This is a genomic window from Vreelandella rituensis (assembly GCF_003336665.1).
Taxonomy (GTDB): Bacteria; Pseudomonadota; Gammaproteobacteria; order Pseudomonadales; family Halomonadaceae; genus Vreelandella; species Vreelandella rituensis.
Map to the genome: position 1 here is coordinate 22,278 of NZ_QPIJ01000018.1, position 23,505 is coordinate 45,782.

Genomic DNA, 23,505 nt, shown 5'->3' on the forward strand with positions numbered 1-23,505 from the left:
CCCATACAGAATCCAGGAGACTCTCTGTTGACGCAAGCCTCACAAAGCACCACGACTCGTCATTTCCTCTCGCCGTCGCGTCGCTGGGTGCTATTTGGATGGAGCCTTTTACGCCTGGTTGTCGTTTTTCCGCTGTGGTTGATCGGGCTAGTCATGCTTCTATCAGGCCTTGCATTATCTCCTTGGGGGATGGGTTTTTTACTCTCTCAAGGTGAGCAAAGAGGGTTGTATACCCTGGAGCATCACGAAGGTGATTTATTCACTCACTTGGTGTTGGAAGGGTTTTCTCTGGAAACCGGCAGTGCCCAGGTGGATGTCTCTCGGTTCGAACTGGAGTGGGCGGACGACTGCCTGCTTTCCGGGCGGCTATGTATTGATCGACTGTATATCGAGGGCGCGGATGTTCGGCTGCTACCGGCCGATGACGCTGAGGAAGCGCCTCAAATAGAAACCGGTGATATCGAGCTTCCCGATATTGAATTTCCCTTCCCGATCGAGCTGCGTGCCCTTGAGCTTGAAAACGTTGCGTTGCATTTAGCCGACGGCAAACGCTTTCGCTGGAAGCATTTTTCTTCCGGTGCCATTGCTGAAGACAACCAGCTTCAGTTGCTGCCCACCAAACTGATTGAGCCCCGGCTTTATTTGCCGCCGTCTCCGGGCATATTGCTGACGGAGCACACCGACACTCCCCTTGACGCCCAAGCCATCAATGCCGCTATTGCGCTGCATCAGCCCGAAAAGGTGAGCGTCGCTGAAGAACCGCCACTTCAAGAAATTGAAGATACGTTGGAAAAGCGTGCCCGCCTGGCGTTACCCGAGATTACCTTGCCTCTGGAAATCCAGATTCCAGACCTCAGTATCGACGACTTCCAGGTGGAAGGGGCCGTGGCGTATACCGTGAACCATCTAGCGCTCAGCGCAATGGCACGACGCCAGGAAATAGAAGTGCAGCGCCTGAATGTCATCACTCCCGATGCCGAGGCCACTCTGGAAACGTCGGCAACCTTGAGTGAAAACTATCCGCTGAATGCTACCCTCAACGTGAAACTCAACAATGAGGGAGGATTGCTTGAAGACTATCCGGCCCTGGTAGGCCAGCAGATTGAATTGCACCTGGATGGCTCTTTGTCGGCTCTGCAAGTAGCCCTTGACACTAGGGGGGCGCTGAACACCACTTTGCGTGGAAAGGTGGATGTTCTCGCCCCCGAGATACCATTCCAACTGAATATTGCAAGCGAGCGCCTGCAATGGCCATTGCAACAAGATGAAGCTACTGCTGAAAGCCCACCTTACGTAGTGGAATCTCTGGTAGCCAATCTGAACGGCAGTTTGACCGATTATCGGGTCGGACTATCGCTGATTGCCAAAGGACCGCAAGTGCCTCGTACCCGTGTGGCCTTGACCGGCGAAGGCGACCTTGAACATTTTCGCTGGACGCCTTTGTCACTCACGCTCGACGAGGGCTCGCTGGTCAGTCATGGGCGCATAGACTGGCTCGATACTCTGCAAGTGCAAGCCCGGCTGCGTCTGGATCAACTCGACCCTTCCCTTTTCATGGAGGAACTGGAAGGGCGGTTGAACGGAGACCTGGAGCTGGCTTTCGTGCAGCAGGATAACGACTGGACGGTTTCAATTCCTACCCTTTCCATTGATGGACACTTACAGGATTACCCTCTTTCCCTGCAGGCCGCTCTTGAAGCGGACAGTGACTTACGGGTGCAACTCGAGCGCTTTGACTTTGCGCAGGGCGAAAATCGCTTGCAGGCCTCCGGGCTGGTCAGTGAGCAACAAATGGATGTGAATGCAGACATTGATCTGCGCCAGCTGGAAAGTCTTCATCCCGAGCTTGCCGGGCTGTTGACCGGCAACGTACAGGCTCAAGGTAGCCTGTCACAGCCCAATGTGACCATGGCCCTGCGCGGCAGCGACTTGCGCTTTGCCGAAAATAATCTGGAAACACTGTCTTTGGAAGGCCGAATACAAGGAGTGGATGATCCGGACATTGATCTACAGCTGGATATCCAGAACTTGAATGCTGTCGGCCAGCGCCTGGAAATGCTTGCCTTGAGCCTGCAAGGACGGGTTTCGGATCACCGCCTGCGTCTTGAGACTCAAGGTGGCCCCAATGCCGCTTTTTCAAGGGCTCAACTCGCCTTGGATGGGCGTTTCAATCAACAGGCCGGACGTTATCAAGGTGACTTGAACTTGCTCGAAGTCGATGCCGAGGTTGGCGACATCCGCCTGGATCGTGAAGTAGCGGTGGATTACGACCTCAATAACGGCCAGGCTCAGTTGTCGCCATTTTGTCTACGCCGGCAACAAGGCGGCGTGCTTTGCCTCGACCAACCGCTAGAGGCTTCCGTCGAGCAAGGCCAGGCCAACCTGACGCTTCGCGACGTTCCCATGGAAATGCTGGAGATGGGGTTGCCCGAAGGCTGGCAGCTGGAAGGCGAGACCACAGCTGATGCACTGGCTACCTGGGGTCAGGGTGGAACCCAGTGGCAAGCGGATGTACGCCTGATAAGTGAGTTGGCGATTACCGCGCTGAATGAGTTTGGCCAACCGGTCTCATTACCCCGCACGCGGCTTGATACACGGGTGGAAGCCACACAAACCCAGGCTACTGTGGAGGCCACGTTAACCTTGGCGGATGCTGGTGAAGTAGGCCTGAATCTCACCATTGATGAGCCTATCGGTGAAGGTCGGCTGACCGGGGTGATCAGGGCTCGTGATATAACCTTACGGCCCTATCGCAGTCTGGTCGCCGGTATGGAGGTACTCGAAGGGAATTTGGGTGGTGAAATTCAGCTCAGTGGTACCACAACAGCGCCTGATTTACAGGGCCGTCTACGCTTGCAGGGTATCCAGGCGAGTGGCATGGATATTCCAGTGGAAGTCGAGGATGGCAATATTGAAGTACGTCTGGAAGGTGAGCGAGGCGATATCAACGGATTTTTGGCTGCCGAACGCGGACGCCTGGAAATTACCGGTGATGCCTATTGGCCGGGGGGCAATGAATGGCGTATTGGCGTGGATCTGAGTGCTGTGGAATCTCCGCTGTTGGTGGTACTGCCTGAGTTAGGTCGTCTGGAAGCCGCCCCCGACCTGCGTATCCGGGTGACCTCGGACCTGCTTCAAGTGCGAGGCAATGTGGATATTCCCTGGGCACGCCTGGAGGTGGGTGATATTCCCGCCTCGGCGATTTCTCCGAGCCAGGATGAGATCATCATTACTCAGCGTGATGAACGCGAAGCCGAGCTGGCAGCGCAGCGCGCGGCAGCAGCCTCAACCCGCAATGAGGGCCCCGATGCTTCCGAAGAACTGGCACAGACAGGTATCATGCTGGATGTATTGATCACATTGAGCCTGGGGCCGGATATGATGATTTCTGCCTATGGGCTTGAGTCCGGCTTGTCGGGAACCTTGGAAGTTCGCCAGGAGAGCGGGGCACTTCAACTGTTCGGTGATGTCAATCTTGTCGATGGCCGTTTTAAGGCGTTTGGTCAAGACCTGTTGATTCGCCGTGGGACGTTGTTGTTCAGTGGCCCACCGGATCTTCCTATACTGGATTTCGAGGCAATTCGCAATCCAGATACCACTCAGGATAATGTTATCGCAGGGCTGCGTGTTTCCGGGAGTGCGGAAGAGCCGAACGTTTCGATTTTCTCGGAACCGGCCATGAATGAAACGCGAGCACTTTCCTACCTGTTGCGAGGGCGCCCCCCGGAAGGTGATGGTGGCAGTTTAGAAGGGGCGTTGGTGACAGGGCTGATCGGCATGTCGCTAGGTCGCACGGGCAGTGCCGTCGGGTCGATTGGCGAGTCTTTCGGGGTGGATGATCTGACCTTGGAAACTACTGGTGCCGGTGACGAAAGCCAGATCGCAGTCAGCGGCCAATTGACCGACGACTTGCGTATCAGCTACGGGGTGGGAATCTTCTCGCCGATTGCCGAGCTGACACTGCGTTATACGCTCTGGCGTAATTTATATGTTCAGGTGGTCTCCGGCGCCAATCAGGCAGTGGATCTGGTCTACACCTTTTCTCGCTCGGGAGATCCTGAGATTATCGAGCAACGTTAACTGACGACGACACTTCACCCCCGATGTACTTGATAGATGCACTTGAGAAATACACCTGAAAAGTGTGTCTGAAAAAAACGTTCCTGAAAGAGAGAGATTTCTATGACTACCAATGCCGTGCATACCGTCAACGGACATTCCTTGACGCCACCGTTCCCTGCCGGGCACGAAGAAATCGTCCTGGGCATGGGCTGCTTTTGGGGGGCTGAACGGCTGTTCTGGCAGTTGCCCGGCGTTTACGTCACTGCCGTGGGCTACGCCGGCGGGGTAACGCCCAACCCCACTTATGAAGAAACCTGTAGCGGGCGTACCGGCCATGCTGAAGTAGTGCTGGTGGTATTTGATCCTCAACGTCTGAATATCGAAACCTTATTCCAAGTATTTTGGGAAAATCATGATCCCACCCAGGGCAATCGTCAGGGCAACGATATTGGCTCTCAGTATCGCTCCGTTATCTATGCCACCACACCAGCACAGCTGGAAGTCGCCGAAGTTAGCCGGCAAGCCTATCAAGAAGCCTTGGGAAAAGCTGGAAAGGGTGAAATTACCACTGAAATAGGCATGCTGGACCATTTCTACTACGCCGAGGGATATCATCAGCAATATCTCGATAAAAACCCTGGCGGTTATTGCGGTTTGAAAGGTACCGGTATCAGCTGTCCGCTCTCTTGATTCTGTTTCATCCGCGTATTCTTTCAATACGCACTTTTTCAGTATTCATTTTTTTCAATGCTCATTTCTTCAATACTTGGCTTTCCCCGTCTCCTTAGATAAAACAGGTGTTTATCCGTATGTCGAAACGCAACGTTATGGCTGTTTCCTGGTTGCTTGCCTCAATCCTGGGCTTGGGACAGGTAGCCGCCGACTCGACAGCTGCTGTGCCAGAGATGCCCCAGCATGCCGATGAGACACGTTTTACTGATGATCGTGAAGCGGTCATGTGGCGACAAGAAGAGCTCAAGGATATCGAGAGCCTGATACGTCAACTGCGCTTCGACCTGGTTAACAATCAAGATGCAAGCGTGGCGATCCCTCGACTTGAGGAGCTGGCTAAAAGGGCCAGTGCGGATAATTTGCTACCAGCGTTCATTGAAGGCACTCATGGGCGCGGCTCGGAAGCCCATCCCTCAATCTGGGAGGAATGGGAAGAGTTTGCCGCTGGGTTTGATCATCTTGAAGCACGCATTGATGATTTGATCGAAGCTGCCAACGCAGAAGACTATTCAAACGCGGCAAGGGCAATTTCCGATGTGGGTAAGAGCTGCAAGAGCTGCCACCGCGCTTATCGTTACGATTAGACACTGACTGATAGATACTGTCTGAAAATTCCCTTTGCTTGCCGATTTTTTCAGACAGAATTCATGTCTATATTTGGTTGGCGAGCGTCTTATCGGGTAAGGAGGGTAAGCTCCAGCGGGACACTGGTGCTGCCATCCGACAGCCATATCTGCTGCTCATTGATGGTGCATTGCAACTGCATGCTACGACTCGTCATTTGGGTCATTTCCTTGAGTGCAGCTTCAGGGATTTCCCAGACTTGCAGGTTCTTGTAGCGCTTCAGGGCTTTTTCATTTTGCTGCCACCAGATGGGTACGCTGCGTTCACCATAGGCATACACTTTCACCTGTTTAGCTTTTTGGCTGGCTTTACGCAGCCATTTTTCATCACCTTGTCCAAAAGCCACCCATAACTCGATGTCTCCATGCAGATTCTTTTCAGAAAGCTCGGGCTCGCCTTCATCGCTGAGATTGCTGGAAAAAGCCAAGTTCTCCGAGGCGTTCAAGGCAAAAGCGAGCAGGCGTACCAGCAAGCGCTCGTCGGTTTCAGAAGGGTGCTGCGCCAAGGTCAGGTTATGGTCCTGATAGTAATGGCGATCCATATCCGCGATCTGTAGCTGTACCCTGATGACACTGGCTTTTTGCGCCATGAATATACCAACGTTAGTTTTAGATAATTAGTTTTAAGTGAATGCTGGGTACTGGGCAAACTCTCGCTCAACAAGCATAGGGTGACTCAACCTTCGGGATGCAAACGGTCAATGCGGTAGAGAGTGGCGACTTGATCAAGTCCGCTGACGGTACAGTTGAGATCCTTGACGCGGCCATCGTCCAAACCATACACCCAGCCATGAACTGAAATACTCTGGCCGCGCTGCCAAGCAAGCTGAAGGATCTTGGTACGGCACAGGCTATTGACCTGAGCTTTGACATTGAGCTCACACATCCGGTCGATCTGATCTTGAAAAGAGAGGTGAGCCAGAGACTCGCGGTGCCGGTTGTAAAGCTCGCGCACGGAGTGGAGCCAATAGTCCACAACACCGCATTCACCGCCGGTGACGGCGGCTCTGATGCCCCCGCAGCCATAATGGCCGACAATCATGATATGGCTGACCTTGAGCACATCCACTGCATACTGGACCACGGAAAGCGCGTTCATGTCGGTGTGGTGCAAGAGATTGGCGACATTGCGGTGAACGAATACTTCACCGGGAGGCAGGGCAATGATCTGATTGGCGGGAACGCGGCTATCCGAACAACCGATCCACAGATAATCAGGGTTTTGTTGCCGTGAGAGCCGGGCAAAATAGTCCGGGTCTTCCTCACACATACGCTCAGCCCAACTGCGGTTGTTCTCCAGCAGCGTGGCAATAGGGTCGGTCATAATGATTCCATGAGTCAGGGAGATAAAAAATAGCCAGGCTTTTTTAACCTTCTGCGTGAATGGGGTCAATATTGCATGCTTGACGGAAGGGAAACAGCGGTAGATAAAATCAACTCAATAGATGCAATGAATAAAGATATAGGAGAGTGGTGTGGCGGAATTTGAGTATGACCTTTTTGTGATTGGGGCAGGTTCGGGAGGCGTACGTGCAGCACGCACTGCTGCCGCTGCAGGGGCTAACGTGGCAATAGCGGAGGATCTCTACTTAGGGGGGACTTGCGTCAATGTGGGTTGCGTTCCTAAAAAGCTGTATTCGTATGCTGCGCATTTTCATGATGCCTTCGATGATGCCGCTGGTTTTGGCTGGCATCTGTCCGAGCCACCGCGTTTTGAATGGGCCACACTACGAGATAACAAAAGCGGGGAAATCAAACGCCTCAACGAGATCTATCGGCGCATGCTGGAAAATGCCGATGTCACTTTATTTGATGCTCGCGCCAGTTTGAAAGATCCCCATACCGTCGTGTTGAAAAATGCCGAAGGAAACCGTCAGGAGGTGAGTGCGAAAAAGATATTGTTGGCCACTGGCGGCTGGCCTTGGGTGCCTGATTTTCCAGGAAACCAATACGCGCTGGATTCCAACCAGATTTTTGATCTGGAACGCTTCCCTGAACGTTTCATGGTGCTGGGCGGAGGTTACATTTCAGTGGAATTTGCCAGTATCTTCAATGGATTGGGCAGCGATACCCACTTGATATATCGCGGCGACCTGTTCTTGAGAGGTTTCGATGATGAAGTGCGCGAATTCACACGGACGGAAATGACCCGCAAGGGCGTCAATTTGCACTTCAATACCAATATTGAAACTATCGAGCTCGTGGGCGACGTCTACTCGGTAACCCTGACCGACGGGCGAAAAATGGAAGTGGACGCTATTCTTTCCGCGACAGGCCGCAAGGCCAATGTGACGGGGTTAGGTCTTGAGGCATTGGGAATTTCGCTGGATAAGGCTGGTAAGATTCCGGTAAATGAGCGCTTCGAAACCCAGGTGCCTTCGATTCTGGCTTTGGGTGACCTGATTGCCGGGCCGGAATTGACGCCGGTGGCCTTGGCTGAAGCCATGCAGCTGGTAGCTCATCATTTCAGCCCGGACGAGCCGGCACCCCTGAATTACGCAGCTATTCCCACAGCGGTGTTCTGTCATCCCAATATCGGCACGGTAGGGCTCTCGGAAGAAGAAGCCAGAGAAAAATATGCAGCAATTCGCGTTTATCGAACCGACTTCAAGGCCATGAAGCATACGCTTTCCGCCAGCCAGGAACGGACCTTGATGAAGCTGGTGGTGGATGATGCCACGGATGTCGTTGTCGGCGCCCATATGGTAGGTGATGACGCGGGTGAAGTAATACAGGGGGTAGCGATCGCTGTGCGTGCGGGACTCACCAAAAAGGATTTCGATTCGACGTTAGGTATACATCCAACCGGAGCCGAAGAATTCGTCACATTACGTACCCCAGCTCGCCATTAATTGGTGCCGCTAGCCGCATGTAGCGGCTAGCGGTGCGCCATCCAAAATAATTAGACATTATTTATATAACGAAAAATTATGACAAAATGACACTAAGATAACCAAACTTTTGAATTGATGATAAGCCACTGGTATAATCACAGGTAAATTCGCTACAGCGAAGCAAAAATATGAGTACCCCTATCCAGCCTTTTACGCCTTCCGCCGATCTGGCACGGCCTTCAGTCGCCGATGCAGTCGTCGGACACGCTGAAACACCCTTGTTCATACGCAAGCCTAACGCCGACGATGGCTGGGGTGTTTATGAACTGATCAAGTCCTGTCCTCCACTGGATGTGAACTCGGCTTATGCATACCTCCTGCTGGCGACACAGTTTCGCGAAACCTGTGCCGTGGCGACCAATGAAGAAGGGGAGGTGGTCGGTTTCGTGTCCGGTTATGTCAAGGACAATGCGCCTGATACTTACTTTCTGTGGCAAGTGGCGGTAGGGGAGAAAGCCCGCGGTACCGGCCTGGCCCGGCGCTTGGTGGAAGCCATCATGTCACGCCCCGAACTTGCCGATGTGCATCATCTGGAAACCACCATCACGCCTGACAACCTTGCGTCTTGGGGCTTGTTCCGCCGCCTAGCGGCACGCTGGCATGCACCGCTCAATAGTCGTGAATATTTTTCCACCGAACAGCTCGGAGGCGAGCACGACCCCGAGAACCTGGTGCGCATCGGCCCGTTTCAAACGGATCGGATCTAATGTGTCACTGAGCTTGATCTGATTTCCAAGATTTAGATTTAACCAATCATCAAAAAAGTAATTGTTAAAGGAGTTCGCTGAATGCAGACCCAGTCGATGGAACGCATGGAATCCAACGTTCGTACTTATTCACGTTCGTTTCCGGTAGTTTTCACTAAGGCAAAAAATGCGCGCCTTACTGACGAAGACGGCCGCGAATATATCGACTTTTTGGCCGGCGCGGGAACTCTTAACTACGGTCACAATAATGACCATATCAAACAGGCCATGATTGATTATCTGGCGACCGATGGTGTTATCCATGGCCTGGACATGTGGACGGCCGCCAAGCGTGACTACCTGGAAACGCTGGAAGAATTAATCCTCAAACCGCGAGGACTCGATTACAAGGTCCACCTTCCGGGCCCCACCGGCACCAATGCGGTGGAAGCGGCCATTCGTCTGGCACGCGTAGTCAAAGGGCGGCATAACATCGTCACTTTCACCAATGGTTTTCATGGCGTGACCATGGGGGCGCTTGCCACTACCGGTAATCGCAAGTTCCGCGAAGCCACGGGCGGCATTCCCACCCAGGGCGCAAGTTTTCTGCCGTATGATGGTTACCTGGGCGAAAACACCGACACCTTGGATTACTTCGAAAAGCTGCTAGGCGACAAATCCGGTGGCCTGGACGTTCCTGCAGGCGTTATTGTGGAAACCGTGCAAGGCGAGGGCGGTATCAACGTGGCCGGTCTTGAATGGCTCAAGCGGCTCGAAAAAATCTGTCATGCCAATGATATTCTATTGATCGTTGACGATATCCAGACGGGTTGCGGACGTACCGGCAAGTTCTTCAGCTTCGAGCATGCTGGTATCAAGCCGGACATTGTCACCAACTCAAAATCACTTTCCGGCCTTGGCTTGCCCTTCGCCCATGTGCTGATGCGTCCTGAGCTCGACAAATGGAAGCCGGGACAATACAACGGTACCTTCCGTGGCTTTAATTTGGCCATGGTCACGGCTACTGCCGCCATGCGTAAGTACTGGAGCAACGATACCTTCGCGCGCGATGTGCAACGCAAGGGGCGGATCGTCGAAGAACGCTTCCAGAAACTCGCCGCACTGCTCAGCGAAAACGGCATGCCTGCCACGGAGCGTGGCCGTGGATTGATGCGCGGCATTGATGTTGTCGATGGTGACCTCGCTGACAAGATCACTGCAAAAGCCTTTGAGCATGGGCTTATCATTGAAACCAGTGGTCAGGCCGGGGAAGTCGTTAAATGCTTGTGTCCTCTGACCATCACCGATGAGGACCTGCTTGAAGGTCTGGACATTCTTGAAGCTTCTGTCAAGACTGTTATAAGTCAGTAAGAAAGTACTTGAGAAGGTGCTCAACAAAAGCAGTCGAGAAATTGCTTGCACCCCACGACAGTCGGCGCGGGTCGACTGTCATTTGCCATTTGAAGGAGTCACTCCATGATTGTTCGCAATATTGAAGAAGCTCGCCAGACAGATCGCTTGGTCACCGCGGAAAATGGCAACTGGGATAGCACGCGCCTGGTGCTGGCCAACGACGGTGGAAATTTCTCGTTTCACATCACGCGCATTTTCGAGGGAACCGAGACGCACATTCACTACAAGCATCATTATGAGTCAGTGTATTGCATCGAAGGCGAAGGCGAAGTTGAAACGTTGGCCGATGGCAAAATCTGGCCGATAAAGCCCGGCGATATCTACATTCTGGATCAGCATGACGAACACTTGCTGCGTGCCTCCAAGACCATGCATTTGGCATGCGTTTTCACGCCGCCGATCACTGGCAACGAGGTTCATCGTCAAGATGGTTCTTATGCACCGCCTGAAACAAGTGACGATAAGCCATTGTAAGTCGTTGCTGTTGAACGTCGCAGTATCGCCAGTAAAAGACACGACGTAGCGGCAAAAAGAACCTCGGTGAATTATCATCGGGGTTCTTATCGATTCGGTCTCACGGATCTTACTGGTCAAGCATTCATGTTACTTTCGGACCGCCGGTTCGCATAATATATATTATGTTAAATAGGTGGTTTGAAAAAGCTGTTTGAAAGTGAAAGCATGACATGCCGTCCGGAACCAGAATGGACAATGCCCTAACCGACTCCGTATTATTCCTCTCCCATTTTTCAGGATACCGTGTCATGCGCCAAGGTTCTTTGTGGCTTGCTATGGGCCTTGTTTTTTCCCTGGCAGGCTGTGCAGCTACTTCACCCGATCCTTCCGAGCAATTACAGCCCTTGGAGGCCTCTCAATTCGAGACACGAATCGATCAGCTGGAAACTAATCTGGCATCACAGTGTTCCCGAGCCCCTGCCTGGCATCAGTCGCAGCTGAATCAACAGCAAGCGCTGAACGCCGACGTTCGAGAAGTAGGCAGTCTATTGCGCAATCTTCGCCAGGATGTCCAGCGATTGGAACAGCGCGAAGGAGAGCCCGTGATCATTCGCGAAGAATGCCAAGCGAATGACATCCTGGATACCAAGACGATCGTGGGCCGCAACGAATGGATCGGCTTGCCAGTCATCGGCACCTATTTAAAGGCCCGTGTGGATTCTGGTGCCAATACCTCGTCGCTTTCCGCTAGAGAAATCTCCCGCTTCGAACGGGATGGTGAAAACTGGGTGCGTTTCAAATTGGCACTTACCGAAGAAGATGTGGTCGTAGACAGTCAGCGTGACGAATGGATTGAAGCCCCCGTGGAAAGACGGGTACGCGTTATTCAAGCGTCCGGTGATGAATCCAGGCCTGTCATTAGCTTATTGATGACATTAGGGCCAATTCGCGAAAACGTTGAGTTCACCCTTACGGACCGGACCCACCTGGATTATCCCGTGCTTCTAGGGCGGCGTTTCATGATGGATATTATTCTTATTGACGTTGCCGAAACCTATCGTCATCCCCGCCCTGAATACCCAGGCGGCAAGCCGGCCGATCAAGCACAAGAAGATGAGCTTGATGATCAACTCGATAACGACGAATGAGACGTCTTGCTCGTCGTCATTTACCTGAAGGATTTTCATGTCACGGTTACCTTTTTACCTGATTGTCGGCGTGCTCATGCTGGCGGGTATCGCCATGAGCGTTCAGCGCCATGTTCAATTTGAAATTCCTTGGGTGCCTGGCGAGCAGCGTAAAGTCTGGGAAATAGAGGCACTGGTCAATTTCAATGCTCAGGACGGTCCGGTAATGGTCGACATGGCCCTGCCCTCGCACCAGGCGGGTTTTCGAGTCTTGACTGAAAATACCGCCTCCTCCGGCTATGGTCTTGCTTTTAAAGCGGATGATTTCGGCCGTCGCGCGGAATGGTCGATTCGTGATGCCGCAGGCAGTCAGCAGCTGTATTATTCCGTACAAATGCTGGTCTCGCCGGACTCCCAAACGCCCGATCTCACCCCCCCGCCACCTCTTGTCGATATTGTCTGGGAACGCCCCTATGACACCGCGGCCAATCACATTGTCGAGCGCGCCTGGTCTCGCAGTGCCGATAATTATACGTTTGCCCGTGAACTGATGCTGGATATGGGCGGTGAGCGACAAGGCGAAAATGCCCGGTTACTGCTTACCCAATATGATTTGGTGCCCTTGGTGGTTCGCTTGCTGAACCATGCCGGTGTCAATGCGCGGGAAGTCAGCGGGTTGTTGTTGGAGGATGGACGTCGTCGTCAAAGTTTGACTCAGTGGATTCAAGTCTTTGATGAAAGTGAAGAGAAATGGGCGCTGTTTAATCCCCTTAGCGGCGAACAAGGCAAACCCGATAATCTCTTGTTATGGGAGGCCGGCGGTCAGGCCGTATTGGAAGTCGCGGGCGGCACCAATTCTCGGGTCAATTTTTCCATGATGACCCACTCGCAACCTGCTTCCGCTGCGGTGCGTAACCATATTTCTGAAGATACTCTGCTGAATTTTTCAATTCACAGCTTGCCTTTGGAAGAACAGGCACTATTCCAGACCATCCTGTTGATTCCGATTGGCGCCCTGATGGTGGTCTTCTTACGTGTTCTGGTCGGCTTCAAGACGTCCGGTACCTTCATGCCGGTACTGATTGCCCTGGCGTTCATTCAAACCACGCTGATGACCGGGTTGATCGGTTTTCTGCTGGTGGTGGCGGTCGGTCTGGTCATTCGCAACTACCTTTCCTATTTGAATTTGTTGTTGGTCGCCAGAGTGTCAGCGGTGATCATCACCGTGATTGCGATCATCTCGATATTTTCGGTGGTTGCTTACAAGCTGGGACTCAATGCCGGACTCACGATTACTTTCTTTCCCATGATCATTCTTGCCTGGACCATCGAGCGTATGTCGATATTGTGGGAGGAAGAAGGCCCCAGGGAAGTCTTGATTCAGGGGGGGGGTAGCTTGGTTACCGCCGTGCTGGCCTATCTCGCAATGAATAACCCTTGGGTACGCCATATCACGTTCAACTTCCTGGGGGTGCAGCTGATCTTGATGGCATTGATACTGTTGCTGGGCAATTACACCGGCTACCGGCTCCTGGAATTGCGCCGCTTTCAGCCGATCACCGATGAGGAGAAAACCTCATGAAGTGGCTTTCCTGGACCTCCCCTGGAAAGCTGCGAAGCAAGGGCATTATCGGTATGAATCGGCGTAATATTCGCTATATCGGCCGTTACAATAATCGCCGACTGTTCCCTTTGGTGGACGACAAGCTGAAAACCAAGCTGTTGGCCCAGCAGCACGGCATCACCAGCCCTGCGCTTATCGGCACGGTGACCACTCAGTTCGGGGTAAAGCATATTCTCGACATGCTCACCGGTCATGCAGGCTTTGTCATCAAGCCGGCCAAGGGGAGCGGCGGCAAAGGCATACTGGTGATTGAACAGAGCAAAGACGGTGCCTATATCAAGCCCAGCGGTGCCGTGCTGAACCTGACTGATATCGAACGGCATGTGTCCAATATCCTGTCGGGGCTTTACTCGCTGGGTGGCTCGCCGGATGTGGCAATGATCGAAAGCTTGATTCATTTCGATGAAAGCCTGATGGCTTACACCTATGAAGGGGTTCCCGATATAAGGGTGATCATCTTCAAAGGTTACCCGGTGATGGCCATGATGCGGCTGTCCACCGCCGCCTCGGATGGCAAGGCGAACCTGCATCAAGGCGCGGTGGGTGTGGGTCTGGATATTGCGACGGGTACCGCGCTTCGCGGCGTACAATTCGACCGCCCCTGCTATGCCCACCCCGATACTGGGCATGACCTGGCCAGCCTGGTGGTGCCTGACTGGAAAACCTTGCTTCTGCTGGCTGCCGGCTGCTATGAAATGACCGGGCTCGGTTACCTGGGAACGGATATGGTGCTGGACCGCCGGCATGGTCCCATGTTGCTCGAGTTGAACGCCAGGCCCGGGCTTGCCATTCAGATGACCAACGGGGAAGGACTAAGGCCGCGCCTGGACATGATAGAAGCTCAACCTGAAGGCCAGAGCCCCGAGGCTCGCGTGGCATTTGCTCAGCAGCATTTTGCGCGACATAGCGAGCTTGGGCTCCCCGCTGACATGCCTACGTCTACCGCGTAGACTATGGCCATCTTCTTGATGTGAGTGACCCATGCCGCATGCCCCAAACCTGCTCGAACAGGCGGAACATCAATGTCAGGCACGCGGGGTTCGCTTTACCCCGATGCGCCGTCGCGTGCTCGAGCTTATCGCCGAAAATGGCGGTGGGCTCAAGGCTTATGACCTTCTTGATCAACTGAGCACCGAACATGCTGCGGCGCGCCCGCCCACGGTATATCGCGCGCTCGAGTTTCTGATCGGACAAGGGCTTGTGCACCGGATTGAGTCACAGAATGCTTACGTGGCTTGCGCCTGTCCCGAACATGCTCATGGTTTTCAGTTCCTCATCTGTCGGCTTTGTGGCCATGTCGAAGAGCTGCACCTGGATGACGTTACCCGAAAGCTAAGTAAGCACGCCGCAAGCCAAGGCTTTCGTGTGGAGCGTCAAACCATAGAGCTCCTGGGCCTTTGTGAAGCCTGCACCCCTACCACGAGCGAGTCTTTATGAACCAAGCCAATGTCTCCCAAAACCTGTTCAAACAATTGGAAGGTGCTGAACAGGGCCACCAACTGGCATTGACCGATCTGCTCGATGCAGTGCGCTTCAATGCCGACGGCCTATTGCCGGCCATTGCCCAGCAGCATGATAGCGGCGAAGTGCTGATGATGGCTTGGATGAATCGGGAAGCGCTCAGGGAAACGCTGGATACCGGGCGGGTGTGCTACTACTCGCGTTCACGAGGCAAATTGTGGCGCAAGGGAGAATCCTCGGGACAGCAGCAGCATTTGAAAAGTGCCGCCCTGGATTGTGACGGCGACACCCTGCTGCTTCAGGTAGAACAGACCGGCCCGGCCTGTCATAGCGGCCGGCGCAGCTGTTTTTACGTGGCGCTGGAGCCGGGTTCACAGCGTGCACGCATCACCAGCACGCCGTTGATCGACCCGGCCGAGCTGTACGCCAAGGAGCGATGATGCTTTGTCTGTCACGCTGGGTTCATGTGGCAGGGCATTTTCTGGCTCGCCTGGCAAGCGGAGTGATGATTGTGCTGCTCAAGGTCTACCAGTATGTGATCAGCCCCCTGCTGGGTCCACGCTGTCGCTTCTGGCCGAGCTGCTCCAACTACGCGGTGGAAGCGATCCAGGTTCATGGGCCGCTGAAAGGCGCGTGGCTAGCCATCAAACGGATTGTCAAATGCAACCCCATCCATTCGGGCGGCATGGACCCGGTTCCCGGCGGCCCCAGTGAAACCCTTTGTCGTGAAGACCAAGAGTTTATTAATGATAAGGGACGCAAAGAAAACGGCAGTCACCATCAGTCCGGCGATTGCGAATGTGCCTCCAGGCGACACTGATTGCCTATGCGCTTTGAACTCAGCTTACTGCTTGCCCGCTACCTGAAAAATTCGCTGCAACATGGCATGCAGGCCGTTGCTGCGTGTCGGTGACAGATGGTTGTCCAGCCCCAGATCCGCGAGAAAATGCGGCTCGGTATTACGGATCTCTTCTGCTGGACGGTCGTTGTAAATGCGCAACAATACGGCAATCAAACCGGACACAATCGCTGCATCGGAGGTTGCATTGAAATGCAAGCGCCCGCCATCGACCTCGTGATGCATCCAGACATTGGACTGGCAGCCCTTGATTTTATGCTCGTCGGTTTTCCAGGCCTCAGGGAAATCCGCCAGTTGCTTGCCCATATCAATGATGTACTGGTAACGATCCATCCAGTTATCGAATATCTCGAATTCTTCCACCAGCTCTTGCTGGGCCTGTTCGACGGTTAACTCTGCGCTCATTGATACCTCCTCAAGAAATTTTCTCTATTGTACCGCCTGCCGCCCCACCACGTCTGTCCTCCCTGCTCTTCGAGACAAAGCATCTATTGCAAGACCTTACTCACGAGACAAGGTATGGCTGGTCAACTGACGGTGCCATTCCTCATCCTCGGTATGCAGATAGCGCGCCGTGGTATCCAGGCGTGAATGACGCGCACTTTCCGCCAGGTAGCGAAGCTCCACCCCGGCCTGGGCCTGATGGGTGATAGCGGTATGGCGCAACCAGTGAGGTGTCGCCCGCCTTAATGCCTCAATATGACGGCGCTCACCCTCGGCATTTTCCAGCGCCTGAGCTGCCTCTTGAAAGGTGGCTCGAATCACGCGATAAAGCTGATTTTCCCCTACCTCACGCCTTCCATCCAAGGCACGCAACAGCGGCGTGTCATCGTCGTGCTCGGGTAACGGCACCAAGGCGAGTGCTGCTCGCCAATGTTTCAAGAAGTACAGCATGTCATCCGGCACAGGAATGCGGGCTGTCTTGGCCCCCTTTCCAACCACGTGCCACCACCAGCGCCCTTCTGTTCGCTGGAAATCCTGCATGCGGGCGTTGGCCATTTCGCTTATACGCGGAGCAAGCAAGTAGGCAAAACCGAACAGAAATACCCGTCGAGCTTGTTGGTAGCGGTCGCGCGGTGTCGCCTGTTCTGACAAAGGCTCATTCAGCCATTGCCACAACCATTGCCACAGTTCGCGCTCCAGGTAGCGCTCGATACCGGGTGCCTGATTGTTCAGGCGGCGTGATTTGTCGCGCATCAAGCGAAAGGGATTGTGAGCCAACCACCCTGCTTCCACCAGCCAGCTGAACAACCCTTGCAAAATAACCAGGCTCTGGCGTCGGCTGGCCGCTCCTAGCGAGCCCCGAAAAGGCCGCCATTCGGAATGCTGGCGTGGCCTTGAAGGCCCCACCCATTGCGAACGGGGCTGAGGGTCGCTGAGAAACTCTTCGAAGTGCGACAAGACCTCTCGGTTCATGTCAGCAAGCGCCATGTTCCGGGCATGCAGCCACAACAGCAAGCGCTCCGCTTCACGCCGATAACTGCGCAGAGTCTGCGAGCTGGCGCGGTACTCCTCCAGCCATTGTATGACCGCCTCGGCATCACTGGTCGCGCGGATGTGCAAGTTGGACGATTGGCTTGGCAATGCGGGCAGCGCCGATGATCGGGTCGCTGATTGCGAAAACTCAGGTAATACCCAGGGGAAATCAGCCATGACAGCACTCGTTGAATTTGGCTTGCCTAGTTTGGTCTGTAGTGACTAGAAATTCAAGATAAGCCGCGTAATCTTGAATTTATTAGCCATTTCATAAATAAAATTACGTATTATGCTTTACGTAATTATTGCCTATTTCCAGCAAAAGCCCGAAAATAGCCTTCATTCATCTCAGGATTAACCAAGGAGCTCCGCCGCATGGCACGCAACGGCATTCAATATCCCGATGTACAAGAAGCCATCGATACCCTGCTTGTACGCGGAGACACCCCAAGCGTGCAGCGCATTCGCGAAGTGCTGGGCACCGGCAGCTTCACCACCATCAGTGAGCATTTACGCCACTGGCGCAGCGAACGAGAACTGAATCGTGATGTGCCGCCGCCCAAGGGCGTTCCGGAGGTCATTGTGGAGCTGGCCACCGGGATGTGGCGTGAAGCACAGCAGACGGCCAATGACACCCTTGCCCACTATCGGGAAGATGCCAATCAGCAGGTGGAAAAGGCCCAGCAACAGGCACAGGAAGCTGGCCGACAAGCAGCCGACACCGAGCAACGCGAGCGCGCCCTGGCGGAACATCTGCGCCATACCGAACAGCGCCTTGAAGCACTGAGTAGCGAACTTGCGCAAAGTGAAACCCAGCGTCGCCAGGAACAAGCCGAAGCGGAGGCGGATAAACGCAAGCTCGCCGCCCTTGCCCGGCAACGAGACGAAGCACTCCAGAAACTTGAACACCAGGCAGAGCAACACCGCCAGATTCAAACGGTGCAACAGCAGGAATACCAGCAACGCCTGGAGCAGGAGGAAAAACGCCATGAAGCGGCGGAAGCGCGATTGATGGGCTTGCTGGATACCACTCGCCAGGAACAGCTCAGCGCACAAAAAAGCTTCCAGGCTCGCTACCAGCAGCTTGAACAGCGAGCGTCTTCCTTGCAGGCAGCCCTATCTCAACAACAGACTCAGCAACAAGCCGCCATGAACGAAGAGCAAACTCAGCACCGTGAGGCACGTCTGGCGCTTGCTCGGCAGGAGGAAAAGCACGGCGCATTGATGCGTGAAAATCAACAGCTCGTCATGCAGCTGGAATCTCAGGCATGCGAACTCGACGCACGGGAAAAGCGCCTGACGGCAATTGAAGAGCGGTGGGAAGCCAAACTCTGGCATAGCCTGGAAGGCCTGCAAGCAAGAATGGAGGAAAAGATTCTGGAAAAAAGTACGGGCGAGAAGAGTAAGGGCGAGAAAAATTCAGACGAGGAAAACGACCCGGAAAATAAAGTCACTTAGAAATAAACAGGACTCTGCCGATGCAGAGCCCTGAAAATAAAACGCTTAACGGTAGTAGGCGTTCGTAGTGTCGGTGTGGTCGGTAACATCACGGATGCCACCCAGTTCAGGGATGCGCTCCATCAGGGTTTTCTCGACCCCGTCTTTCAAGGTGAGATCCACGGCGGCGCAACCCTGGCAACCCCCGCCAAACGCCAGAATAGCGTGCTTGTCTTCGGTGAGTTCGACCAGCTTGATTTCACCACCGTGGGAGGCAAGCCCCGGGTTGATCTCGCTGTAGAGGATATAGTTGACGCGATCCTCCAGTGGGCTATCGGCGTTGACCTTGGGCATCTTGGCGTTAGGCGCCTTGATGGTCAGCTGGCCGCCCATGCGGTCGGCATTGAAGTCGACCACTGCATCCTCGAGAAACGCCAGGCTGTTCTTGTCGAGAAACACATTGAGCTTTTCTAGCGTCAGTTGCTCATCGGTCGGCTCTTCCTCGCCGGGCCGACAATAGGCCAGGCAGGTTTCCGCATAAGGCGTACCCGGCTGGGTAATGAAGATGCGCACGGCAATGCCTTCGACGCTCTGTTTCTCCAGCAACTCTGCCAGATACTCCTGGGCACTGTCGGTGATGTTGATTTCGTTGCGTTCTGTAGTGGTGCTCATGAGGTATTGTTCCTCCCCCTGTCAGTGGCGATGCCACTTCACATGACATTAATGCCCCTATGGTAAGCAAAACCGAGGGCTGACACAATCCTGAGTAATTTAGTAGACTATTCTTTTGCTGTTTTATTGCATTTTTTTCAGCCGGAACATCGAGCCTCGCCGGATAGACCTGCCCCCGCGTGGCGGGCTTTGCTATCATGAGCGCCGCTCGAACGTATGAAGATGTTAAACGACGAATTAAAAAAGCCCCTTGATGTTCCCTTTCATGCTGGAGATCTACCCTCACCATGGCTGCTAGTGCTCTGACTGCTTCTCTGACCCAACGCCTCGCTCAACGCATCCTGATCCTGGATGGCGGCATGGGCACCATGCTGCAGAACGCTCAGCTCGACGAAGCCGATTTCCGCGGTGAGCGCTTCCAGGACTGGCCATCGGATCTCAAGGGTAATAATGATCTCTTGGCGCTGACCTGCCCCGACCTGGTCCGCGAGATACATCGCGACTACCTCGAAGCCGGTGCCGACATCATCGAAACCAACACCTTCAATAGCACCCAGCTGTCTCAATCCGATTACGGCATGGAAGCGTTGGTGGTGGAGCTCAATCGCGAGTCCGCGCGCCTGGCCCGCCAGGTGTGCGATGACGTCGCCGCAGAGACCGGCATTCCCCGTTATGTCGCCGGTGTGCTCGGGCCCACCTCTCGCACCGCCTCGCTCTCGCCGGATGTGAACGACCCGGCCAAGCGTAACGTTACTTTCGACGAGTTGCGCGAGAATTATTACCAGGCCGCCGAAGCACTGATCGACGGTGGCTCCGATTTGATAATGATCGAGACCATTTTCGATACGCTCAACGCCAAGGCAGCCATCTATGCCCTTGAAGAGCTGTTCGAGGATCGCGGCGAACGCTTGCCGGTCATGATTTCCGGCACCATCACCGATGCCTCCGGGCGTACCCTGTCGGGTCAGACCACCGAAGCGTTCTGGAACTCGGTGCGTCATGCGCAGCCGTTGTCGGTTGGATTGAACTGCGCCTTGGGCGCTGAAGAATTACGCCCTTACCTCGAAGAGCTTTCCGTCAAGGCCGACACCTTCGTCTCGGCGCACCCCAATGCCGGTTTGCCCAACGAATTCGGCGAATACGACCAGACACCTGAGGAAATGGCCGAGATCGTTGCCGAATTCGCCTCGAGCGGCTTGGTCAATATCATCGGTGGCTGTTGTGGCAGTACCCCTGAACACATTCGGGCGATTGCCGAAGCGGTGAAGGGAATGGCCCCTCGTGAGGTGCCCGAGCGAGCGCGTGCCTGCCGCCTCTCGGGCCTTGAGCCGTTCAATATCCAAGCCGACTCACTGTTCGTCAATGTCGGCGAGCGCACCAACGTCACCGGCTCGGCACGCTTCAAGCGCTTGATCGTCGAAGAAGATTTCACCACGGCGCTGGAAGTGGCCCTGGAGCAGGTCGAGAACGGCGCCCAAGTGATCGACATCAACATGGACGAGGGCATGCTCGAGTCCCAGGAAGCCATGGTGCGCTTTCTGAACCTGATCGCCGGTGAACCGGATATTTGCCGGGTGCCGATCATGATCGATTCCTCCAAGTGGGAGATCATCGAAGCCGGTCTGAAATGCGTCCAGGGCAAGGCGGTGGTCAATTCCATCTCGATGAAGGAAGGCGAAGCCGCCTTTCGCGAACAAGCCACCAAATGTCGCCGCTTCGGCGCTGCGATCATCGTCATGGCTTTTGATGAACAGGGACAGGCCGACACCTTCGCACGCAAGACCGAGATCTGTGAACGTGCCTATCGCCTGCTGGTCGACGAGATAGGCTTCCCTCCGGAAGACATCATTTTCGACCCCAACATCTTTGCCATCGGTACCGGCATCGAGGAGCACAACAATTACGCGGTGGACTTCATCGAAGCCACTCAATGGATTCGCGAAAACCTGCCCCACGCCATGGTCTCGGGTGGCGTCTCCAACGTGTCGTTTTCGTTTCGTGGCAACAACGTGGTGCGCGAAGCGATCCACTCGGTATTTCTCTACTACGCCATCCGCGCCGGCCTGACCATGGGCATCGTCAACGCCGGTCAACTGGCGGTGTATGACGACCTGCCCGACGAATTGCGCGATGCGGTCGAGGATGTGGTGCTCAACCGGCGCGAGGACAGCACCGAGCGCTTGCTGGACCTGGCCGAGAAGTACAAGGGCGACGGCAGCAGCGGCCCCAAGAAGGAAGACCTGGAGTGGCGCTCCTGGGACGTTGACAAGCGTATCCAACACGCCTTGGTCAAAGGCATCACCGTCTATATCGAAGAGGACACCGAAGAGGCTCGCGCCCGTGCACCTCGCCCCATCGAGGTCATCGAAGGGCCGCTGATGGACGGCATGAACGTGGTGGGCGACCTGTTCGGCGACGGCAAGATGTTTCTGCCCCAGGTGGTCAAGTCGGCGCGGGTGATGAAACAGGCCGTTGCCTACCTGATTCCCTATATCGAGGCGGAAAAGAGCGGCGAGACTCAAGCCAAGGGCAAGATCGTCATGGCCACGGTCAAGGGCGACGTCCACGACATCGGCAAGAACATCGTCGGCGTGGTACTTCAGTGCAACAACTACGAAGTGATCGACCTCGGCGTGATGGTGCCCACCGAGAAGATTCTTCAGACGGCGAAAGCCGTCAACGCCGACATCATCGGGCTTTCCGGCCTGATCACCCCGTCGCTCGATGAAATGGTGCATGTGGCCAAGGAAATGCAGCGTCAGGGATTCGAGTTGCCCTTGTTGATTGGCGGTGCGACCACCTCGAAAGCGCATACGGCGGTGAAGATCGCCCCGCAATACGAACACCCGGTGATCTACGTCACCGATGCCTCGCGTGCGGTGGGTGTGGCCGGTCGCCTGCTGGCGCCGAATCTCAAGCAAGCCTACGTCGACGAGATTAGCGAAGACTATGCCAAGGTTCGGGAGCGTAACGCCAAGCGGCGTCCCAAGGCGGCGGATCTGGATTACGCTCAGGCCTGCAAACGGCGCTTTCGTACCGACTGGGCGAACTACACCCCTCCGGCGCCCAAGATGACCGGGTTGAAGGTATTCGAAGGCTATCCGCTGGATGAATTGGTCGAGCGTATCGACTGGACGCCGTTTTTCATGAGCTGGCAGCTGGCGGGCAAATACCCCAAGATCTTGAATGATGAGAAGGTCGGCGAGGCGGCACGCAACCTTTTCGAAGACGCCCAGCAGATGCTGAAGAAACTGCTCGACGAAAACCTGATCCAGGCGCGTGGCGTCATCGGGTTGTGGCGAGCCAATAGCGTGGATGACGATATCATCGAGGTATATGCCGATGAGTCGCGTAGCGAGATCATCGAGCGTCTCCATCATATTCGTCAACAGACCACCAAGGGGCGGGATGGCATCTGCTACAGTCTGGCGGATTTCGTCGCACCCAAAGCCAGCGGCAAGCCGGACTGGATCGGGGCCTTTGCGGTCACCACCGGCCACGGCGTCGATGAATTGGCCAAAGCCTATGAGGCCGCCGGTGACGACTATAACGCCATCATGGTGCAGGCACTTACCGACCGCCTGGCCGAAGCTTTTGCAGAGCGCATGCACGAACGGGTACGCAAGGAATACTGGGGCTATGTCCCCGAAGAAGCGCTGGATAACGACGCCCTGATCGGTGAGAAATACCAGGGCATCCGCCCCGCTCCCGGTTATCCCGCCTGTCCGGATCACACCGAAAAGGCGGCACTGTTCCGTTTGCTCGACGCTGAACGCAACACTGGCCTTGCGCTTACCGAAAACTTTGCCATGTGGCCGGCGGCGGCGGTATCGGGTTGGTATTTCTCGCACCCGCAATCGAAGTATTTTTCCACCGGCAAGATCACCCGCGACCAGGTCGAAGTGTTGGCCGGACGCAAAGGCATGGCAATGGAGGAGCTGGAGCGCTGGCTGTCACCGGTACTCTCCTACGATCCGAGTTGA

Annotated in this window: 20 protein-coding genes; 15 read left to right on the forward strand and 5 right to left on the reverse strand. The window is 54.8% G+C overall.

Annotated elements, in window-relative coordinates; genetic code table 11:
* Positions 1-27: 27 nt before the first annotated feature.
* From tamB to DU506_RS09480, 3 genes are all read left to right on the forward strand, one after another.
* The gene (tamB, locus tag DU506_RS09470; protein ID WP_328587966.1) at positions 28-4,080 is read left to right on the forward strand and encodes an autotransporter assembly complex protein TamB; all 4,053 of its coding nucleotides are present in this window, start codon (positions 28-30) and stop codon (positions 4,078-4,080) included.
* 102 nt (positions 4,081-4,182) lie between these two features.
* Positions 4,183-4,752: a peptide-methionine (S)-S-oxide reductase MsrA gene (msrA, locus tag DU506_RS09475; protein ID WP_114486695.1), complete on the forward strand. Its 570-nt coding sequence runs from the start codon at positions 4,183-4,185 to the stop codon at positions 4,750-4,752.
* Positions 4,753-4,871: 119 nt separating this feature from the next.
* On the forward strand, positions 4,872-5,378 hold the full coding sequence (locus DU506_RS09480) for a c-type cytochrome (RefSeq protein WP_114486696.1): 507 nt from the start codon (positions 4,872-4,874) through the stop codon (positions 5,376-5,378).
* Between the two features lie 89 nt (positions 5,379-5,467).
* On the opposite strand, the gene DU506_RS09485 is transcribed toward DU506_RS09480, so the two are convergent.
* Positions 5,468-6,007 (reverse strand): YaeQ family protein, encoded by a 540-nt coding sequence (locus DU506_RS09485; protein ID WP_114486697.1) that lies wholly within the window; start codon positions 6,005-6,007, stop codon positions 5,468-5,470.
* Between the two features lie 86 nt (positions 6,008-6,093).
* Entirely contained in the window at positions 6,094-6,741 is a 648-nt protein-coding gene (gene can / locus DU506_RS09490; protein ID WP_114486698.1) for a carbonate dehydratase, read from the reverse strand.
* A 151-nt stretch (positions 6,742-6,892) separates the two neighbouring features.
* Between can and gorA the strand changes: the two genes are divergently transcribed.
* From gorA to yidD, 10 genes are all read left to right on the forward strand, one after another.
* On the forward strand, positions 6,893-8,269 hold the full coding sequence (gene gorA, locus DU506_RS09495; RefSeq protein ID WP_114486699.1) for a glutathione-disulfide reductase: 1,377 nt from the start codon (positions 6,893-6,895) through the stop codon (positions 8,267-8,269).
* A gap of 170 nt (positions 8,270-8,439) precedes the next feature.
* Complete coding sequence (gene ectA, locus DU506_RS09500; RefSeq protein WP_114486700.1) at positions 8,440-9,018, forward strand: diaminobutyrate acetyltransferase; 579 nt, start codon at positions 8,440-8,442, stop codon at positions 9,016-9,018.
* A gap of 81 nt (positions 9,019-9,099) precedes the next feature.
* Positions 9,100-10,368, forward strand: coding sequence for a diaminobutyrate--2-oxoglutarate transaminase (gene ectB / locus DU506_RS09505; RefSeq protein ID WP_114486701.1), 1,269 nt, complete (start codon positions 9,100-9,102; stop codon positions 10,366-10,368).
* Positions 10,369-10,473: 105 nt separating this feature from the next.
* Positions 10,474-10,884 carry an ectoine synthase gene (locus DU506_RS09510; protein WP_114486702.1) on the forward strand — a complete coding sequence of 137 codons (411 nt, stop codon included), beginning with the start codon at positions 10,474-10,476 and terminating at the stop codon, positions 10,882-10,884.
* Between the two features lie 290 nt (positions 10,885-11,174).
* Positions 11,175-12,014: a putative ATP-dependent zinc protease gene (locus DU506_RS09515; RefSeq protein WP_114486703.1), complete on the forward strand. Its 840-nt coding sequence runs from the start codon at positions 11,175-11,177 to the stop codon at positions 12,012-12,014.
* A 37-nt stretch (positions 12,015-12,051) separates the two neighbouring features.
* Positions 12,052-13,575, forward strand: coding sequence for an inactive transglutaminase family protein (locus DU506_RS09520; RefSeq protein WP_114486704.1), 1,524 nt, complete (start codon positions 12,052-12,054; stop codon positions 13,573-13,575).
* The gene (locus tag DU506_RS09525; protein ID WP_114486705.1) at positions 13,572-14,567 is read left to right on the forward strand and encodes an alpha-L-glutamate ligase-like protein; all 996 of its coding nucleotides are present in this window, start codon (positions 13,572-13,574) and stop codon (positions 14,565-14,567) included. Before DU506_RS09520 ends, DU506_RS09525 begins: the two co-directional genes overlap by 4 nt.
* A gap of 31 nt (positions 14,568-14,598) precedes the next feature.
* Positions 14,599-15,054 carry a transcriptional repressor gene (locus DU506_RS09530; protein ID WP_114486706.1) on the forward strand — a complete coding sequence of 152 codons (456 nt, stop codon included), beginning with the start codon at positions 14,599-14,601 and terminating at the stop codon, positions 15,052-15,054.
* Positions 15,051-15,518 carry a phosphoribosyl-AMP cyclohydrolase gene (hisI, locus tag DU506_RS09535; RefSeq protein ID WP_114486707.1) on the forward strand — a complete coding sequence of 156 codons (468 nt, stop codon included), beginning with the start codon at positions 15,051-15,053 and terminating at the stop codon, positions 15,516-15,518. The genes DU506_RS09530 and hisI overlap by 4 nt, the downstream gene beginning before the upstream one ends.
* A complete protein-coding gene (gene yidD / locus DU506_RS09540) occupies positions 15,518-15,898 on the forward strand; it encodes a membrane protein insertion efficiency factor YidD (RefSeq protein ID WP_114486708.1) in 381 nt (126 codons plus the stop codon). The genes hisI and yidD overlap by 1 nt, the downstream gene beginning before the upstream one ends.
* Before the next feature lie 24 nt (positions 15,899-15,922).
* On the opposite strand, the gene DU506_RS09545 is transcribed toward yidD, so the two are convergent.
* Positions 15,923-16,342 (reverse strand): SufE family protein, encoded by a 420-nt coding sequence (locus tag DU506_RS09545; RefSeq protein WP_114486709.1) that lies wholly within the window; start codon positions 16,340-16,342, stop codon positions 15,923-15,925.
* Between the two features lie 96 nt (positions 16,343-16,438).
* On the reverse strand, positions 16,439-17,590 hold the full coding sequence (locus DU506_RS09550; protein WP_114486710.1) for a tyrosine-type recombinase/integrase: 1,152 nt from the start codon (positions 17,588-17,590) through the stop codon (positions 16,439-16,441).
* A 198-nt stretch (positions 17,591-17,788) separates the two neighbouring features.
* Here DU506_RS09550 and DU506_RS09555 point away from each other — a divergent pair, with 198 nt between their 5' ends.
* Positions 17,789-18,871, forward strand: a complete 1,083-nt coding sequence (locus DU506_RS09555; protein ID WP_114486711.1) for a DNA-binding protein — start codon at positions 17,789-17,791, stop codon at positions 18,869-18,871.
* A 45-nt stretch (positions 18,872-18,916) separates the two neighbouring features.
* On the opposite strand, the gene nfuA is transcribed toward DU506_RS09555, so the two are convergent.
* Positions 18,917-19,522 carry a Fe-S biogenesis protein NfuA gene (gene nfuA / locus DU506_RS09560; protein ID WP_114486712.1) on the reverse strand — a complete coding sequence of 202 codons (606 nt, stop codon included), beginning with the start codon at positions 19,520-19,522 and terminating at the stop codon, positions 18,917-18,919.
* A 287-nt stretch (positions 19,523-19,809) separates the two neighbouring features.
* On the opposite strand from nfuA, the gene metH reads away from it, so the two are divergent.
* Complete coding sequence (metH, locus tag DU506_RS09565; RefSeq protein WP_114486713.1) at positions 19,810-23,505, forward strand: methionine synthase; 3,696 nt, start codon at positions 19,810-19,812, stop codon at positions 23,503-23,505.

Excerpts from the sequence above, each read along its gene's own strand:
- DU506_RS09555 (WP_114486711.1), top strand. The coding sequence starts at position 17,789 with ATGGCACGCAACGGCATTCAATATCCCGATGTACAAGAAGCCATCGAT.
- DU506_RS09545 (WP_114486709.1), bottom strand. The coding sequence starts at position 16,342 with ATGAGCGCAGAGTTAACCGTCGAACAGGCCCAGCAAGAGCTGGTGGAA.
- DU506_RS09530 (WP_114486706.1), top strand. The coding sequence starts at position 14,599 with ATGCCGCATGCCCCAAACCTGCTCGAACAGGCGGAACATCAATGTCAG.
- hisI (WP_114486707.1), top strand. The coding sequence starts at position 15,051 with ATGAACCAAGCCAATGTCTCCCAAAACCTGTTCAAACAATTGGAAGGT.
- nfuA (WP_114486712.1), bottom strand. The coding sequence starts at position 19,522 with ATGAGCACCACTACAGAACGCAACGAAATCAACATCACCGACAGTGCC.
- DU506_RS09515 (WP_114486703.1), top strand. The coding sequence starts at position 11,175 with ATGCGCCAAGGTTCTTTGTGGCTTGCTATGGGCCTTGTTTTTTCCCTG.
- metH (WP_114486713.1), top strand. The coding sequence starts at position 19,810 with ATGGCTGCTAGTGCTCTGACTGCTTCTCTGACCCAACGCCTCGCTCAA.
- ectB (WP_114486701.1), top strand. The coding sequence starts at position 9,100 with ATGCAGACCCAGTCGATGGAACGCATGGAATCCAACGTTCGTACTTAT.
- msrA (WP_114486695.1), top strand. The coding sequence starts at position 4,183 with ATGACTACCAATGCCGTGCATACCGTCAACGGACATTCCTTGACGCCA.
- can (WP_114486698.1), bottom strand. The coding sequence starts at position 6,741 with ATGACCGACCCTATTGCCACGCTGCTGGAGAACAACCGCAGTTGGGCT.
- DU506_RS09520 (WP_114486704.1), top strand. The coding sequence starts at position 12,052 with ATGTCACGGTTACCTTTTTACCTGATTGTCGGCGTGCTCATGCTGGCG.
- DU506_RS09550 (WP_114486710.1), bottom strand. The coding sequence starts at position 17,590 with ATGGCTGATTTCCCCTGGGTATTACCTGAGTTTTCGCAATCAGCGACC.
- DU506_RS09485 (WP_114486697.1), bottom strand. The coding sequence starts at position 6,007 with ATGGCGCAAAAAGCCAGTGTCATCAGGGTACAGCTACAGATCGCGGAT.
- DU506_RS09510 (WP_114486702.1), top strand. The coding sequence starts at position 10,474 with ATGATTGTTCGCAATATTGAAGAAGCTCGCCAGACAGATCGCTTGGTC.
- DU506_RS09480 (WP_114486696.1), top strand. The coding sequence starts at position 4,872 with ATGTCGAAACGCAACGTTATGGCTGTTTCCTGGTTGCTTGCCTCAATC.
- ectA (WP_114486700.1), top strand. The coding sequence starts at position 8,440 with ATGAGTACCCCTATCCAGCCTTTTACGCCTTCCGCCGATCTGGCACGG.
- yidD (WP_114486708.1), top strand. The coding sequence starts at position 15,518 with ATGCTTTGTCTGTCACGCTGGGTTCATGTGGCAGGGCATTTTCTGGCT.
- DU506_RS09525 (WP_114486705.1), top strand. The coding sequence starts at position 13,572 with ATGAAGTGGCTTTCCTGGACCTCCCCTGGAAAGCTGCGAAGCAAGGGC.